Origin of the sequence: Rhodococcus wratislaviensis (assembly GCF_041228765.1) — a bacterium.
Classification (GTDB): domain Bacteria; phylum Actinomycetota; class Actinomycetes; order Mycobacteriales; family Mycobacteriaceae; genus Rhodococcus_F; species Rhodococcus_F wratislaviensis.
Genome location: NZ_CP150488.1, coordinates 5,451,440 through 5,469,182 on the forward strand (window position 1 = coordinate 5,451,440; position 17,743 = coordinate 5,469,182).

The 17,743-nt window shown below is 63.5% G+C and carries 10 protein-coding genes; 2 read left to right on the forward strand and 8 right to left on the reverse strand.

Annotation, left to right across the window (positions count from 1 at the left end):
- Positions 1 to 4: 4 nt before the first annotated feature.
- Positions 5 to 2,203, forward strand: a complete 2,199-nt coding sequence (locus WKC72_RS25135) for a helix-turn-helix domain-containing protein (RefSeq protein WP_158461216.1) — start codon at positions 5 to 7, stop codon at positions 2,201 to 2,203.
- Positions 2,204 to 2,324: 121 nt separating this feature from the next.
- Here the strand turns inward: WKC72_RS25135 and WKC72_RS25140 are convergent, their stop codons facing one another.
- The 7 genes from WKC72_RS25140 to WKC72_RS25170 form a co-directional block, all read right to left on the reverse strand.
- Complete coding sequence (locus WKC72_RS25140) at positions 2,325 to 4,826, reverse strand: pyruvate, phosphate dikinase (RefSeq protein ID WP_268790675.1); 2,502 nt, start codon at positions 4,824 to 4,826, stop codon at positions 2,325 to 2,327.
- Positions 4,827 to 4,839: 13 nt separating this feature from the next.
- Entirely contained in the window at positions 4,840 to 5,460 is a 621-nt protein-coding gene (locus tag WKC72_RS25145) for a hypothetical protein (RefSeq protein ID WP_128638721.1), read from the reverse strand.
- Between the two features lie 96 nt (positions 5,461 to 5,556).
- On the reverse strand, positions 5,557 to 6,993 hold the full coding sequence (locus WKC72_RS25150; protein ID WP_128969999.1) for a hypothetical protein: 1,437 nt from the start codon (positions 6,991 to 6,993) through the stop codon (positions 5,557 to 5,559).
- A 44-nt stretch (positions 6,994 to 7,037) separates the two neighbouring features.
- Entirely contained in the window at positions 7,038 to 7,454 is a 417-nt protein-coding gene (locus tag WKC72_RS25155; protein WP_128642115.1) for a PEP-utilizing enzyme, read from the reverse strand.
- A 128-nt stretch (positions 7,455 to 7,582) separates the two neighbouring features.
- Positions 7,583 to 9,178 (reverse strand): class I adenylate-forming enzyme family protein, encoded by a 1,596-nt coding sequence (locus tag WKC72_RS25160; RefSeq protein WP_370179958.1) that lies wholly within the window; start codon positions 9,176 to 9,178, stop codon positions 7,583 to 7,585.
- Positions 9,171 to 10,304, reverse strand: coding sequence for an NAD(P)-dependent alcohol dehydrogenase (locus WKC72_RS25165; RefSeq protein WP_128638722.1), 1,134 nt, complete (start codon positions 10,302 to 10,304; stop codon positions 9,171 to 9,173). Before WKC72_RS25165 ends, WKC72_RS25160 begins: the two co-directional genes overlap by 8 nt.
- Entirely contained in the window at positions 10,301 to 11,809 is a 1,509-nt protein-coding gene (locus tag WKC72_RS25170; RefSeq protein WP_370179961.1) for an aldehyde dehydrogenase family protein, read from the reverse strand. Before WKC72_RS25170 ends, WKC72_RS25165 begins: the two co-directional genes overlap by 4 nt.
- Before the next feature lie 296 nt (positions 11,810 to 12,105).
- Here WKC72_RS25170 and WKC72_RS25175 point away from each other — a divergent pair, with 296 nt between their 5' ends.
- Complete coding sequence (locus tag WKC72_RS25175; RefSeq protein WP_128638724.1) at positions 12,106 to 15,525, forward strand: protein kinase; 3,420 nt, start codon at positions 12,106 to 12,108, stop codon at positions 15,523 to 15,525.
- Between the two features lie 1,232 nt (positions 15,526 to 16,757).
- Here WKC72_RS25175 and WKC72_RS25180 read toward each other — a convergent pair.
- Positions 16,758 to 17,105 (reverse strand): hypothetical protein, encoded by a 348-nt coding sequence (locus WKC72_RS25180; RefSeq protein ID WP_081792214.1) that lies wholly within the window; start codon positions 17,103 to 17,105, stop codon positions 16,758 to 16,760.
- Between the last annotated feature and the right edge of the window lie 638 nt (positions 17,106 to 17,743).

The following is a 17,743-nucleotide window of genomic DNA, read 5'->3' on the forward strand; positions in this document are numbered from 1 at the left end:
GGACGTGGCAGACACCACCGACGACGGACCAATGGGGTCTGCCAACCGGCTGCGGTCACTACTGGCCAGTCTTCTGCCGGAAAACCCGGTCGCCGCGGCCGAGGCAGTAGTTGCGGCATGCGGCGACACCCGAGCCAGTGTCCTGCAACGCCAGGATTTGGACTGGGTTGTCCTTGCCGGTGCCGAAGACTGCGCAGACCAGGCCCAGCTAGCCGCTCTCGAGTGCGGAGCGGGTGTGCTGCGTGATCGCGCCGCCACCATCGGCACATTCGCCGTCGTTCTGGCAGAGCCCTTCAACGAGCACACGAGGCCCGCACTCGATCAAAATCTTCTCCGACAGGTATGCGTCTGGATCGAATTGACCGCCCGGGCGACATCCTTGACGGACGAACTGGCCGCACTCGACGACGAAGCCGAGGTCATGCGCGGGGTCACACACCAGATCCTCAGCGCCCGCGACCTCGACCAGGTGTTGCTGTCGATCACGAACCACACCCTGCGCATGTCCGAATCGGACATCTGCGGGGTATTCCTGCGAGAAGGCGACGAATTGCGGATGCGCAGCTGCGCCGGTCACCGCGTCGTCGACACCGCGCGGCTGGTGATGAAGCGCGGACAGGGCGTTGCGGGCCTGGTCTTCGAAACCGGGAAAGTAGCCAAAATCGATAGCTACTTGCACGATTCGACGATCAGCTCGGATTTCATGTCACTCGCCGAGCAGGAAGCCACCCGGTCGGCGCTGGCCGTTCCGCTCGTCGTGCACGGCGACCTGATCGGTGTCCTGGAGGTGTGGCGGCGGCGGTATTCCTCGTTCACCGACCGGGACGTCCGCCGCCTGGTGGCGTTGGCTGACCTGGCCACCATCGCGATCGAGAACGGCCGACTCTACGACGCCCAGCGAGCCACCGTCGACGAACTCGAATCCACCCGCATATCTCTCGAGAGGCAGCTGAGCCTGCTCAACCGCTCCTCCACCTTGCAGCACTCCTTGATCGAAATCGTGCTCGCGAACACCGCGGTCACCAGCTCGGTGGCCCGCACGGTCGGCACCGACCTCGGGTGTGGTGTCGCCATCCTGTCGGCCACCGGAGAAGTCGAGGCCACCTACCCGCGAACCCTCGACACCACGACCCTGCTTCGGGAAGTCTTAGGACGCAACGGCACCCTCCCCCACCGGGCCACCCGGCTGACCGCCGCCGACGGCAAGACGATTTGGGCACACCCGGTCATCGCCGCCGAGAACCAGTACGGGGCCGTGTGCCTGGTGGGCGGAACCGAGGACGCCGACATCATGGAAGTGGCCTGTGGCCAAGCGGCGATGGTGTGTTCGCTGGCACAACTGCAGCAACGCGCCGCCAGCGCCGCCCGTGCCGAAGCTCTCGACCAGATCCTGTGGGATCTGATGGAAGGCACTGCGGAGCAGCGGTCGGCCGCCCGCAGCCGCACCCACCAGATGGGCATCCGGCTACGCGGCTACCACCGCATCTTCTACGGTGTCCTCGAGAACATGGACGCCCTCGCCGCCCAGGAGGGCTGGAACACTTCCTCCTCGGACGCGTTGCGCCGCACCATGCTCAACGGAATCCGCAGCTGCACCCAGCCGACACCGCTGACGTTGACCAGCGTGCGGGGCAATTGGATCGTTGCCCTGGCCCCGATCAAGGATCGCGAACGCTCCCGCGACCTGCTCGACGAGCTGCACAAAATCACCACACAGGCACACCCCGATCTGCGGATCTCCTGGGGGGTGAGCTCGGCGCGCAGTGATCCCGTGGACTATCCGCAAGCATTCGGCGAGGCGAAGACCGCGCACGCCGCCTCCCGCCGGCTGGGCACGGTGTCGTTGTACGACGAACTCGGCATCGTCCGCCTACTTCTCGGTAGCAGTGACAACCCCGACCTGCAGGGCTTCATCAAGGAAGTGACCGAACCCCTGCTCGACTACGACCAGCAATCCGATGGGTCGCTGCTGAAAACGTTGCGCACCTTCTTCGACGCCAACTGCTCACAGAAGGACGCGGCAGAACGGTTGTTCGTGCACCCGAAGACGCTCGCGTATCGGCTCGAGCTGATCCGCAAACTCACCAACCTGGACCTGTCCCGGCATGCCGACCGAATGCGTGCGGATTTGGCATTGCGGTTGCTGCAGGTCACTCAGGCGGTCAGCGACCTCGACGGCGAGTCCCCGCCTTCCCTCGGCTAGAAGCCCGGTGCACGCCCTCACCGTGAAACCGGCAGCAACGAAGTAGAAGTATGGGTGGTGTGCGGTGGTCCCCGACTGGGTTCCACCGCACACCACCCATACGTGTGCGTGCGCGCTAGGGTTAGCGCTCGCGCTGCCCCAGCGCCAAGATCGAAGGCCTCACTTCGTCGCCGTCAACGGCGAACCGGGCGAACCCTCGCTGCTGCAGTGAGCTGAGCAGTTCCACTGAAACGGGGCCCGTGAGCCGGATCCCGATCCTCCGGCCGGGTTCCCGGGCGACGACGTCGGCGACGCTGTCGACCAGGCCACCGACCTGGTCGTCGATCTCCACGCGCGGGTCGACGGTAATAAGCCCCCGACGCAGATACGAATCGAGTGGTTCGCTTGTCAGCAGGTGCCGCGCCGAAATACCGGCGACCGCGGCCTGCAGAACCCGCAGTTCAATCCACACGACGTCGCTGTGAGTGGTGATGCCGTCGATGGAGGCGATGCCCCGGGGGCTGGTCAAGTAAGCCCCGATCTCGACCCGTGCGGCACCAGGGAGGGTGTCGCGCAGCTTGACCAACGCGGCGATCTCCCTGCTGTCGGCGATCTTGCGGACCGTGAAGTGCACCGTCAAGTCGGTCGTCACCTCCTGCAGGGCCGCGGCGATTCCGCGCAGCTGGGCGGCGAGGATCTCCTCCGAGCCCAGCGGCAATGCCAGTTCCGGATGTGCGATGAACAGTTCGGCGGTACGGAGCAGTTCACTTGATTCGTCGGCATGGAAGTCGATCGCTCGGACACCGAACTCGGTGACGGTCGCCTCGGCGAACAGCCTCCCGAACTCGGTTGCGACCGCACGTTCGAGGGCGGCGCTGGCGTCGCTGATTTCCCCCTCGCGCAGAGTCGTGATGATGCCGTCGAGGTGGCCGGTGGTAGCGAGAACGTCGTCGATGCCGGCAACCAGCCCGGTGGCCCCGCGGCCGTGTGCCTGACGCGCCTGATCAGGGGTCGTCGATCGGGCGAAGATCTGCGCACCGGATCGCTCGCGAGCCAGTTCGAGCAGGGCGGTCAACCGATCGTCCTCGGCGGCGGGTTCGCTCAGTTCGATCTCACCGAGAATCACCTCGCCAGTGGTTCCGTCGAGGGAAACGACGTCACCGGTGACCAGTGTCTGTCCGCCCACTTGCATCGTCCCGGCCGCCGGGTCGATGTCCAAGGCACCGCAGCCGACCACGCAGGTCGTCCCAAGCGCACGAGCGACCACCGCGGCGTGACTGGTCGAGCCACCGGTGGCGGTAAGGATGCCGTCCGCCGCGATCATCCCGTGCAGATCCGTCGGGCTGGTGACCGGCCGAGCAAGGATGACCGTCACGCCCTCCTTCACCGCCTGCTGCGCAGCATCGGAGTCGAAGTACAACGCACCGACCACATGCCCCGGCGCGGCGCCCACACCGGTGGCTAGCACTCGCCCGTCGTCGCGGGCCCGTGCATAAGCGTCCGGGTCGAATCCGGGACGCTGCACCTGCCGGATCTGTTCCAGCGACACCGTCGACAGTGCTCCCGCGGTGGTGACGACCTGCTCGGCGAGCAGATCCGCCGCGATGCGGATCGCGGCCTGTGCCGTGCGCTTGGCGCTACGGACCTGCAGCATGTACAAGATGCCGCGTTCGACGGTGAACTCTATGTCGAGGACGTCACCGCGACGGCGTTCGAGTTCGGCGCAGGTGTTCTCGAGCTCGGTGTAGACGTGCGGCAGCCGATCGCGGAGTGCGGTGACGGGGTCCGGGGTACGGATGCCGGCGACGACGTCCTCGCCCTGGCTGGCGGAGAGGAACTCGCCGAACAGTCCGGGTTCGCCGGTGACCGGGTTGCGGGTGAAGACCACGCCCGATCCCGAGTCCTGATCGAGGTTGCCGAACACCATCGACTGCACGACCACTGCGGTCCCGAGATCGTTCGGGATCTTGTGAACTTCGCGGTATTTCACTGCGCGCCGGGTGTTCCAGGATCGGAAGACCGCCTCGACCGCACCGATGAGTTGAGCGCGCGGATCGTCGGGGACTTCTTCGTCGAGCTCGTCGCGCAGCAGTGCCTGGCAGTGCTGCCACACTGTGTCGTACACCGGTCCCGGCTGCGATGTGGCGGTGACACCGTCGATCAGGGAGTTGAGGTCCTCTCGGTCCGGTGTTTCGAGCGCACCGAGGACGGTTTCGGCATACATGCCATGGAAGCGGAACAGCACGTCGGCCATGAAGCGGGTATCGCCGGTGACGTCGGCCAGCGCGATCGCCGCGTCGCGGCCGAGGCCGAGGTTGAGGACGGTGTCCATCATCCCTGGCATGGATACCGGCGCGCCCGAGCGAACCGACAGCAGCAACGGGAAGGGTCCACCGCCGAAGGTCTTGCCCGTCTTGTCTTCGAGTTCGCTCAACCGGGCGTGGATTTCGTCGATCAGTTCCGCCGTCATCGAGCCGTGTTCGAGATATTCGTGACAGGCCGACGTGGAGATGACGTACCCACCCGGCACGTTCAGGCCTTCCTGGGTCATTTCGACGAGGCCGTAGCCCTTGCCACCCAGGACATTCCGGTCGATTGCGCCCGGCTCACTGAACGCGCGTGTCATTTCGGTCGTAACAGTCACAGAGCTCACCTTGTCACTCCTTACGTGCGCGACCGAGCGTGCGCAGCAAGTCTTCGTGGAATTCGAACCAGACGTTGTGCACCGAGTCCTTGGTCGGATCGGAGACGAAAGCGATATCGCCCGCATCGACCTTTTCCAGGGAACGTTCGAATCGGCCGATGTAGGTGCGGAACCGTGCGTCCTTCTCGCTGAGTGCTTCCAGCAGTCCCTCCAGTCGGGACACCAGACGCTCGATGGTGGAGATCACTTTCGCGTCGTATGCAGAATCGCTGTGGTCGTTTGCAAGCTTGCGGCCCGCGACCTCGATCTGCTGCCATGACGACATGGTGCGCAGAAAGCGGGAGTTGACGTCCTCGAATTTGTCGGCGACCTGCAGCACGGACGGATCGGTGCGGATCTGGCCGTAGAGCGCCGCGGCGGAATCGACCAACACAGGTCCCGAGGCGTCGGTGGGTAGTGCGGTCTCGCCCATCAGTGCGAGGTAATCACTGTCGGCGAGTTCGGCGAAGATGTCGCGCACCTGATCGGTGTCCAAGTTGACGATCTCGGAAACGGCTGCCGCGGTCGCCATCTTCTTGAGTGCCACGGCATTGAGGACGTCGTAGAGACGTTTGTCGAGCAGTGTTTGTGTCATTTGGTCATTCCCAACGATCGAACGGGGGCGACGGTGCGCAGATGCCCACGCGACGGCCATATCACTCCGTCGCCCCCGAATCTGTGAACGGGTGTCTTACAGCCAGCGGTACTTCGACCGACGCAGATCCGCACCCTCGCCGAAGGGCAGATAACCCTGGCCGGAGAAGATCTTCTGCGGAACGACTTCCTGCGCGAATCCACGCTTGCCGATGTCGTAGTAGTAGTTCGAGACGCGCTGATCAATTTCCCAGAGCTGATATTCGTCGCATGCCTTCTCGTACGTTCCGGCCTTACGCAGGTACGGCAGGATCATGTCTACGTAGTAGACGTATTGGCCGGCCCAGATCAGGTCCCGGCGGCACATCCGAGAGATCTTTCCGTACATCTTGAGCGTGGCGTCCTGGATCTTGGGCAGCTCGCCGCCAAGGTCGGCGATTGCGACGGTGCGCACATCCGACATCGGGGTGTCCCACTGCTCGCGGGCGAAGACTGCGCCGCCGACGATGGCGGGGATGTAGTTCTTCGGCCGGGTGAAGGTGGTGGAAATGTCGTTGACGCGAATCTCCTGCAGGCCCAGTATCTCCGGGTCGATTTCGAGCGCGACAGTGTAGGCGTGTGGGAGCTGCGCGTCGTCGCACACATCACTCCAGTGGAAGATCGGCTCGTTGACGAACAGGTCCCGGAGAATGAGGATGTTGCCGTTGGGCAACTCGTACGGTCCGGTGTCGCCGAGACCGAGCCGGCAGTCCATGTGGTCGAGGAACGACAGCAGTTCTGCGGCCGCGTTGAAGCGGGTGAAGGATTCGTGCTTCGGGCTTCCCGGCTCGAGCGTTTCGAGCTGGTTGATAATGCCTTCGAGGAAGTCCGGCTCGTGGATCTGGCAGCGGTAGCGGTCCTGCGAGTTGAGGATGTACCCGTCCTGGCGCTTGCCGAACTCGATCCGCTGCATGAACTTGAGGAGTTCGTTGCTCTCCTCGATGTAGTCGTCGGGCCCGATTGCTTCCAGTGCAAGCAGACCGCAGCGGCCCATACCGAAGCCGACAGCTCCGATCGACCAGTCGTGCACCGCGTTGACCTTGGTGCCGATTTCCCGCCGCGCCGAGGCACCGATGTCCAAGATGCCCTGGGCTCCGACCTCGTCGGTGGTCATGCGCAGGATCTCCGGCCACCGGTAGAACTGGTGCATGAACGCGAGGATCTCGTATTCCTGGCGGGGGATCATGCCTGAGACACCTTCGGTGGCACGCATGACCAGCACGTCCCAGATGTTCCAGGCCAGGTAGTTGTTGAGGTCGTTGAGCTCGTCCAGGGTGAACTGGTCGACCAGGACGTCCTCTGTGCTGACCTTCTCGAGGACCTTGCTCTTGGCGCGCTGTTTCTGAACCTTGTCGCCGAGGATGCCGTCGCGCAGTGGCTCCTGGCCGACGAAGTTGCCCTCGAAGACCAGATCCTGGAATCGCAGACCGTCATCGTTCGGTTCATAGCGCTGCTTGTACGTGGAGCGGAGACCGGGTGTCATTTCGATGCTCATTGGGGGTTGTTCCTCTCTGCCCATGGTGTGTGGTCGGAAGGCGGTCAGCTGACGATGCTGATGCGCCCGACCTCCGCGTCGTCGCAGTGCAACTGGACGGTCTTCCCGATCAGGCTTTCGGCGATCTCCTCGAAGTGCGCATCGTCGGTGTCGCCGACGACGTAGCGCGAATCGCTGGAGGTCAGGTACGCGGTCATCACACAGGGAATCTGGAACTCACGAGAGAGGATGCCGAGGTGCGACTCGGGAGCGCCCGACATCGTGATGACGCCGAGAGCACCCATGCTCAATGCCGGGGTGAGGAAGGTCGTGGTGCCGCCGCGAACGAGCAGGATGTAGTCCTGCAACTTCCCGGACCGCACGACCTCGATCACGTCCTTGGGCGAGCCCAGGAACTTGACCTCACCCTTCGGGCTCTTCTGCGTCTCGAAGGCGTTGAACCCTTCGGCTACAACCTGCATTGGTACTCCTTTGATCGAATCGAGGAAGGTGGCCTCGACCACATCCGTCTTGCTCTGTTGCGTTTGTCACAATGCCCTTTGATATGTGACCGCCGCATGGGCTCTGCGGATAGCGTTCCGTGTGACCATTATCTCGCGTGGACAACGCCTTGATCACTGTCGGCGACGTCAAGATCTGCCAATTTGCGGCGCATGAGTTTGCCCGACGAGGTGGTCGGTAGAGCGTCGACAAACACCACCTCACGCGGCCGTTTGTAGGCGGCCAGATGCGCGCGGCAGTGCTCGATGATGTCCTGCGGGAGGAGCTGCGCGGCCGGGGCCGGAACCACGTATGCGACGGCGATCTCCCCTTTGACAGGATCCGGTCGGCCCCCGACGGCGACCAGCGCGACGTCGGGATGCGCGCCGATGACGCGTTCGATTTCGGCGGGGTACACGTTGTATCCGGCGGTGACGATCATGTCCTTGAGCCGGTCCACGATGAAAAAGTGACCGGTCTCGTCGACGTACGCGACATCTCCGGTACGCAGCCACCCGTCGGCGGTGAGCGCCTCCGCGGTGGCGTCAGGGCGGCCGTAGTAGCCGAGCATCACCAGCGGGCCACGAACGAGCAGCTCACCATGCTCACCCGTCGGGACGCCACCTTCCGTGCCGTCGATCGCGCCGATCTTGACTTCGAGGCCGGGTAGGGCCACTCCGATCGAACCGGCTACCGGTGGGGCGTGGACTGCATGGGTTGTTCCCAGCCCGGACAGCTCGGTCATCCCCCACAGCTCCAGCACCGGCCCCGGTGCCCTGGTCTGCCAGCGATCGAGCAGTTCTGGGGAGAACGTCTGACCACCGATGGTGCTTGCGCGCAGGCTGGACAGATCCGTCGTCTCGAACGTCGGGTGTGCCAGCATCATCGAATACATCGCCGGCACGCCCTCGAACAGGGTGGCGCGGTCTCCTTCGAGCAACGCCAGGGCTTCCCCGGCGTCGAACCGCTCCATCAGCAGTACCGTGCCGCCTGCCAGGAAGGTGCTGTTGACAGCGACGTTGCCGTACACGTGCGCCGAGGGCAACGCGGTGACGACGACGTCGTCGGAGTTGCGTCCGTGCATCGTGGCCGTCAGAGCACAATTGAGCAGCACCGATCGCTGCGACTGCATCGCACCCTTCGGGTGACCGGTCGTCCCGGAGGTGTAACCGATGCTGCACAGGTCGGCGGGCCCGGGCGCCGGGTTTCCGGCCGGAGCAGCATCGATCGGCGCGGTGAGCAGCTCGGTGAAGGTCACCGCACCGATTCCCTCGCCGACATCGCCGGCGAGCTGGCACACGAGCTCGAGCGCGGACATCTCCCCGAGCACGTTCGCGACGGTAGCGGCTTGGGAGGCCCCGAAGAAGAGAGCTTCGGCCTCGCAGTCGGAGAGGACGAACGCCAGCTCCGGGCCAGTGAGCATGACATTGACCGGATTGACGATCGCACCCGCTTTGAGGATGCCGTGATACGCGACGATCCATTCCCAGCAGTTCTGCGCGTAGAGCGAGCACACATCTCTGGCGCCGATCCCGCGCGAGCGAAGTGAGGCCGCGACCGCGTCCGACATGCGGTCGAGTTCCTGGTATGTCAAGCACGTATCGCCGACGACGAGGGCGATCTTGTCCGGGTGGCGGGCCGCAGAGAAGGGGAGAATCTCTCCCGGTCCCACCGACGGCAGGACGCCACCGGCACCGCTATTCACCCGTCACCCCGTTCACAGGGGTGGGCTCGTCGAATGTCAGAACCGCCTTGGTGACCTTCCCCTGGTGAACAGCCTCGATCGCCTCGTTGATCTCGCCGAACTCGAAGGTGTCGATCAGCTCGGTGAAGGGGAATCTGCCGGCCTGATAGAGGTCGATCATGCGGGTGACGAATTCCTGCGGGATGGCATCGCCCTCGATGACGCCGATCAGACTGCGGCCGAACAACAGGTGACCCTGGTCGAAGGAGATCTCGTTCGGGATGCCCTGGAATCCGACGGTGGCACACACCCCCGGCGACTGCAGACATTCGAGCGCGCTGCGGACGACGCCCGCCAGCCCGATGCAGTCGACCGAATACTGCGCTCCCACTCCGCCGGTGATCTCGCGGATCCTCTCGACCACGTTCGCCTCGGCGGAGTTGATGGTGTGGGTCGCGCCGAGGTCGGCGGCCTTCGCCAGGCGTGCGGGCTGGATGTCGACGGCGATGATGGTGCCGCAGCCCGCGACCACCGCACCCAACAGCGCGGCGAGCCCGACCGAGCCGGTCCCGAAGATCGCGATCGACGACCCCTCCTCCGGGTTGAGGGTGTTCAGCACCGCACCGGCACCGGTTTGGATACCGCAACCGAGGGGGGCGAGCAGCTCGAGCGGCAGATTGCGGGCGACACGGACACAGTTCTGCTCGTTCGCCACCGCGTAGGTCGCCCACGAGGATTGCCCGAAGAAGTGTCCGCGTACATGCTCGCCCCCGGAGCGAAGGACGCTTGAGCCGTCCAGGCGTGTACCGACCAAATTGAGCGGGACGAAGTCCCGGCAGTGCATCGGAAGTGAGCGTGCACAGTTGTCGCATTCGGCGCAGAAGTTGTACGAGAGCACCACATGATCGCCGGGCTCGATGCTGTCGACATCCTGTCCGATCGCGGTGACAATTCCAGATCCCTCGTGACCGAGCACGATCGGGGCCGCGTCGGTCTCAGCGGTCGCGATCATCCCGAGGTCGGTGTGGCAGATTCCGGAACCGACGATGCGCACCAAGACCTCACGGGGGCGCAACTCGTCGATGTCGAGTTCCTCGAGCGACAACGGCTCCTGCGCCGCACGCAGGACGGCTGCTGTGGACTTCATAGTTGCACTTTCCTATTCGAAAGATTTTCGGGCCCGGGTGGTCTCACGAGACCGAATCGGGGACCTTGTTCAGCGTGATGGTCTGGTGGTTGGTGTATTCGGCGAGCCCGTGCAAGGAGTTCTCGGCACCGATGCCGGACTGCTTGTGTCCGCCGAAGACCTGATAGCGGGGAGTACTGGTGGACTTCGTTGAGCCATACCGTTCCGGCTTCGAGCTGACGACCGATCCGCTCGATCGCCTCGAGGTCCTCACCCCAGACGGTGGCGCCCAGGCCCCAGACAGTGTTGTTGGCCCGGGCGATCACATCGCTTTCCTCCGTCCAGCGCAGCAGCGGAAGGATGGGGCCGAACGGTTCCTCGGCGACCAGGCGTGAGTTCTCCGGCGGATTGTCGACGAGGGTGACGGGGACGAACCAGCCTCCGGCGTTCGGGTCGATCCGTCCACCGAGGGCGAAGGTGTAACCGTTGGCCGTGCAGTCGTCGAAGTACTCCTGCACCTTCTGCAGCTGGGGCAGGTTCTGAATCGGGCCCAATTGGGTATTGGCGGCAGCGCCGTCGCCCACGACCACGGTCCGCGCGTACGCGACCAACTCATCCCGTACGGCCTCGTAGACGTCGTCGTGGATGTAGATGCGCTTGGCGGCGTTGCAGAACTGGGCGTTGTTCTGGAACGCCGCCCAGAAGATCTGCGGTGCGACCTTCGCCGGATCGACGTCCGGGAGGATGATCGCCGGATCGTTTCCGCCGAGTTCGAGGGTGACCCGCTTGAGTGTGCCGGCAGCGGACCGCATCACATGCTTGCCCGTTTCGGTACTGCCGGTGAACGCAATCTTCGCGATGCCCGGGTGCGCCGTCATCCACTTGCCGAGTTCGTCGTCACCGCTGACCGCGCTCAATACGCCTGCGGGAAGCAGATCCTGCACCAGCTCGACAAGCTTGAGGTCGCACAGCGGGGTGAAAGGGGACGGCTTGACGATGATGGTGTTGCCGGCCACCAGGGCCGGCGCGATCTTCCAGACCGCCAGCAGGATCGGGAAGTTCCACGGCACGATGGCGCCGACGACCCCGAGCGGCGTGTGCCGGCTGATCACCCTGCGCTCGGCAGTGTCCTCGAGAACCTCGTCGGGCAGGGACTGCTTGGCGATCTCCCGGAACCACGCGACCGACCCATAGATCTCCCATTCGGCCATCGCACGCGGCTTGCCCTGCTCGGCGGTCAGCAATGCCAGGAACTCTTCGGCGTGGGCTTCGAGCCGATCGCCGATCGCCGCGACGATGGCCTGGCGTTCGGCGAGCGGTGTCGCCGACCAGCCGGTAAACGCGCTCTGAGCGGCCGCGACGGCCTCGTCTAGTTGATCAGAGGTCGCAACAGGAACTTCGGCGATCATCTCTGTGGTCGCCGGGTTGTACACCGGCGCCGTGGCCTGTGCGGTCACAGTCCGCCCACCGATCGTCATCGGGAACTCTGCAGGGAGGACGAGGGAAGGTGCTTCGGTAGACAACATTCATCTCCTTCAGGTGCGCAGCTCCACCGAGGGTGAGACTGCATCGACGAGGTGCCGCCCGAGCGGGCACATACGTCCCGTCCTGGCCTCGAGCGAAACGAGGGTTTTGTATCTTCGACAGCGAGGTGCGGTGGCGACTACAAGTTCTACTGTCCGAGCGTGATGGGGGCGTCATCCTTTAGAGAGCAAACCGGGGCAGCCTTCTATCCCTGAGGGAATAGCCGCTCGCCGGGAACCGGAGCATTGTGACTGGTAAATCGCTCGAGTCTTCGACGATCCAGAAGCTGGTCAAGCGCATGAAAACCTGCATTCGAGTCACACCGGATGAGCTGTCCGCCGACACCCATCCCCACCGCACGGACGACCACCGCCCGCGAGCAACGCCGCGGCACTCGACCGCGGCGACCGCGGCATGGCAAATCGCACCACTATCCCTTCTCGACGAACTGGCGATGGCCGGGTTCGACGACGCCGAAGAGATCGGACGAGGTGGTTTCGGAGCCGTTTACCGCTGCGCCCAGGCAGCCCTGGAGCGGACCGTCGCCGTCAAAGTCATGACCTCAGATCTCGATCCGTCGAATCTCGGACGATTCCTTCGCGAACAGCGCGCGATGGGCCGACTATCCGGCCACCCGAACATCGTCAGCGTCTTCCAGTGCGGGAGCACGGCATCCGACTTGCCCTACATTGCGATGCAATTCCATCGCCGCGGGTCTCTCGAGAATCGGACTCGTCAACAGGGCCCGCTTACCTGGAACGACGCGCTACGCCTCGGGGTGCGCATCTCCGGCGCCCTGTCCGCCGCCCACAGCGCCGGCATCCTTCATCGCGACGTCAAGCCCGCGAACATACTGCTCACCGACTACGGCGAACCGCAGCTCGCGGACTTCGGTATCGCCCACATCGCTGGTGGTTTCGAGACCGCCCAACACGCCGTCACCGGCACGCTCGCCTACACCGCCCCGGAGATACTGCAAGGGGCTTGCCCGACTGCTGCCGCGGACGTCTACGCGCTCGCATCGACAATGTTCTGCGCCATGACCGGCCACGCCGCATACGAGCGACAAGCCAACGAACCAATTGTCGCCCAATACCTCCGAGTGACTACCCAACCGATTCCCGACCTCCGACACCTCGGAGTTCCCGACAATGTCTGCGCCGAGATTGAACGAGCCATGTCAGCAAAACCCGAGGACCGTCCCTCCACAGCCGCAGAGTTCGGAACCCGTCTTCGGCGAATGCAACGCCTTAACGGTTGCCCGGTGGACGAGATGGCCCTGATCACTCATCGCGAACCTCACCCAACCACCGAGTCGGCACGCCCACCCCTGCCGGACACCGCGGGCGAAGCCATCCACTCCCACACGGAACCGGCTCTCACCGTCGTGTCCACTGCTACGGGCCAAGGCTTGAGCCCCTCCCCCAGGGTCCGAGGCAATCTGCCCGCAGACCTGACCACCTTCGTCGGACGCCGCCACGAAGTTGCAACCACCAAAAGCCTACTGGCCGAGTCGCGCCTCGTGACACTGATCGGGATCGGAGGAGTCGGAAAGACCCGGCTCGCGACAAAGGTGGCCGCCGAATCGCATCGCGCATTCGGAGACGGTGTGTGGCTGATCGAACTCAGCGAGCTGACCGACAGCGACTTCCTCGTCGACACTGTTGCCTTCACGCTCGGAATCCAAGAACAACCCGACAAACACCGCCTTCACGGGCTCATCGAGCACCTCCGATCACGCCAATGCATGCTTGTCCTCGACAACTGTGAGCACCTCATCGAAGCCACCGCCGCCTTCACCGAGACCCTCCTCAAGTCCTGCCCCGAGCTACGAATCCTTGCTACCAGCCGCGAACCACTGGGCCTCGGCGGTGAAACACTGCATCGGGTACAACCGTTGGCCACCCCGGACACGCGAAGAATACGATCGATGCAGGCGATGAGCCAATACGACGCCGTCACATTGTTCCTCGCCCGCGCCACCACCGCACTCCCCGAATTCGGACTCACAGAGGATAACTGGAAGCGGGTCGCTCGCATCTGCACACAGCTCGACGGACTACCACTCGCGATCGAGCTGGCCGCGGTCCGCCTACGCGCGATCTCAATAGACCAGATCTGTGACAAACTCACCGACCGCTACAAACTGCTCTCACGAGGTCGGCGGGGCGCACCGACCCGCCAGCAGTCCCTGCGGCTGTGCATCGACTGGAGTCACGACCTCTGCACACCCCAGGAGCGCACGCTGTGGTCACGACTATCGGTTTTCGCAGGCAGCTTTGAATTGGATGCAGCCGAAGCTATCTGCGCCGATGGCCTGGCCACCCACAACGTCCTGGACATCATCGCGTCGTTGGTCGACAAGTCGATTTTGGTTCGAGAGGAGGAGGGACTCACGGTCCGCTACCGCATGCTCGAAACTTTGCGCGAGTACGGCCGCGAGAAACTGCACGGCTCTGAAGACATCATGACGCAGAGGCGCCGCCACAGCGATTGGTACCGGCAAATGGCACGTGAGGCAGAAGCCGAATGGGTGAGTACGCACCAGCTGACGTGGATCCTTCGATTGGATCGCGAGCAACCGAACCTTCGGGACGCACTACAGTTCCGCATCGCACACCGGGAACCGGATTCGATTGACTTCGCCGCCGCCTTGTATCCCTTCTGGTTCTCTCGCGGTCTTCTCACCGAAGGGCGACGATGGCTCGACAGCGCATTGCCTACAGATGACGGCACACATCCGGTGGACACTGTGAGGGCACTGTGCGCTCAGAGCGTGCTCGCCGGTCGCCAAGGCGACCTCTCCGCTGGAGAGCAACTACTTTCCGTAGCCGGCACTGCGACTGTCCAAGTCGACGACGTAGTGGCACAGGCGCATCTGCACCACGCCGAAGGCATGCACTCGCTGTACTCCGGCAACCTACAGATAGCTGCAACGTCTTTTACCGCGGCTCTCGCCGTCCTCGATACCCACCCCATGCCCTTCCTGCGGATCTCCACACTCCAAGGACTCGGACTCGCCAGCGGACTCCTCGGCGACACCGAACAAGCGATCGCCCGCAACGAGGAAGCCCTCACTCTCAGCGCCGACCTGGGAGAATCGGTCTACCGCGCCCGATCCTTCTGGGTTCTGGGTCTGCAGGTCTGGCAACTCGGCAACCGTGACCGAGCGACGGGGCTCCTCGGTCAGGGACTCCGGATGGCACGGACCGTCGACGATCCGCTCAGTACAGCCTGGTGCCTGGAGGCACTGGCATGGATCGCTGCCAAGAACGATCAAGCGGAGCACGCCACGCAGTTGATGGGCGCCGCCGAAGGACTCTGGGAGAGCGTCGGCAGCGCACCAGTTCACATACCGGGCTTACATGTGTACCACGAAGAATGTGCCAACCAGGCGCGTAACGCTCTGAGCAGCAGGTGCTTCGACGACACCTATCAAGCCGGACGGCAGATGACGCTCGAGGAGGCGGTGGCCTTCGCCCTTGACGAAGATGCGCCGCCACCTCCGGCGCACGTCGATTCGGACAACTGTCACCTGACCAAACGCGAGCACCAAGTCGCAGGGCTTGTAGCAGAAGGCCTGACCAACAGAGCAATCGCGGCCAGGCTGGTCATCGCCAACCGAACAGCCCAGGGGCACGTCGAGCACATCCTCACGAAACTGGGCTTCACCTCACGTGCCCAGATCGCAGCGTGGGTGGTCGCGCACAAACAGTAATTCCACATGTGGCGCAGTCCTCATCCTCAGCAGAGGAAAAGACGCATTCGGGCTATCTCCCAACGTAATGCGGTCAGATAGCCCGCAGTCCTAACGTCTGTCCCAGCGGGTACGCCGGTGGAGACCTAGGCACGCACACAGCTCAGGACATTGACGCTGGGGCGGCGGGGTAAGAGGAGTGGAAATGAAGAACAGGCCAGAGGAGCATCAAGCGAGCACTCGTGAAGATGACTTCATGGTGCAATTTTTCCGACGTTGGTCCGCGTTCGGCGGAGGACCTGCGGAAGACATCATGGTCAACTTCGGAATCTCCAAACATGAGTACGAAGATCGCCTCTACGACCTCGCCTGCAGCAATCGAATTCGCAGGTATCCCCCGGAAGTAAAGGACCTGATCCTCACATTCTGTTCGTCGCGCCGGTTCCGACGACGAGGGTCTCACCAACGACTGCTGGTCGTTTCCGCGACATCCGAGACATCTCACGAAACGTCCGCGCCACGACCCACCCCGCAGGAATTGCAAGATGCCAACCCAATTCCTCCATGCCTTCATTGCGACGCTTAGTCTCATTCGCCCCCGCCGCTCGGCACGCATCCCAGAAGACGTCGTCCGTGACCTCGCAAACCGCTCGCGCCACGAATCGCCGCCACACTGTCCATATCAATGATCTGCCAAAACCTTTGACGAGACCTTTGGGTCGCAAAGCATTTGGATGAAACCCGAGAGAACCTCGATCTACCGCCCACCCACGCCGGGGTTCGGAAAAACTGGCAGATCTTCAGCCCGGCGCTTCGCAGCGGCACGCGCAGCCTTCAACTGAAGATAGAAGGAGTTACGCGAGTTGCCGTCCAGGTTGAGCGGAACGTCCAAGCTCCCAATCAACCGATCCTCGAGGCCCGCTACCGCCGGGCTGTGCGAGCGCGAGGACACTTCCCCAACGACCAGGCAGCACTCAAGTGCCTGGATCTGGCCACCCGGGCCGGCAAGGGAAGAGCACGATGGGCAGCAACGGAATCTTCCTCGGGTAAGAGCGAACTCATGAATGAAGGGGTCCCGCTGTCTGAACTCGACGCGCCGGATCTGCGGACGAAAGTCGGATTTCCGCATAACGCTCGCATCGCAAACCAGGCATAACCTCAGCCTGATCGTCGACAGCGTCCCGAACAAGCTCATCGGTGTGCTCGCCTTGTCTCTGATCGTCAACGCGTTCCTGGCATCTCGGACGCACTCGTCATGTCGGCGGACCTGCGTCCTGCTGACGGCGTTGATGAAACCGCTCGCGCTGCTCATCGAGCAAGATCACACCCTGCCTCTGGACGCGGTGATGTTCACAGGCAATCAGCAGTCGCACCGACGCGGTCCGCCGCTTCAGGTCGGCTGCGCGCCTGGCCGCGTCCTCATCGTTGAGCAAGAACGCCGCGGCGCGGTCGCAGTCGATCAAGATCTGCTCGTAGGCAAGCCGTACCGGCTCCTGTTCGTCGAGCCGAGACACCGCCACGTCTTCGAACAGTTGCAGCGGAAGCCGCACCAGTCGATAGTTCGCGCGTAGAAGGGCCAAGGACAGGGAGCCAAGTGTCACGCGCGGAATCGTAAGCCCGGCGGAAGCACTCGCGAATAGAGTCTTAAGTCCCGTTGTTGATAGCCGTGCCTTCCACCGAGCGCTCATGCCGAGTGGGTCATCGTCACGATCCTGAGACTGCCTACCTCTCGGCACATGCCGCAGTGAGTCGATTCTACGTTCGCGTCGATGTCGGTCACCGCGAGTCACACCGGACCTTTCGGGATTATCCGAACATGGACAGTTGCCCAGTGGCGCTCTCGACTGGAATGCGGTAAGAACAAAACCCTGCAACTAGATTGTGACCCAAATCACTCTTAATCGTTACCGGAGGAGACAGACAAACCTCACAGGCGGTCTCCGTCAATCGGACCCGATATCGCCACCGCCTGCATCTACCTTGCGAAAGGAGCGTGGAATGCATCCCTCGCTACCCATGAAGCAGCGGATACCGGGCGGTACAGAACGCTTCACCCAGCCAATCATCGGTGCCGGTGCCTCACTATCCGTAGCCATGCCCGCCTGGACTGTCACCAACTCACTGACCGCCACCGCCGCGATCGTCGCCGCGACATTCGCCGGCCTCATCGCGGCAGCCGTGATGCTCCGACCTTCTCCGTAGACGCGCGCCAACACCGAGTACACGCTGAGCACACGAT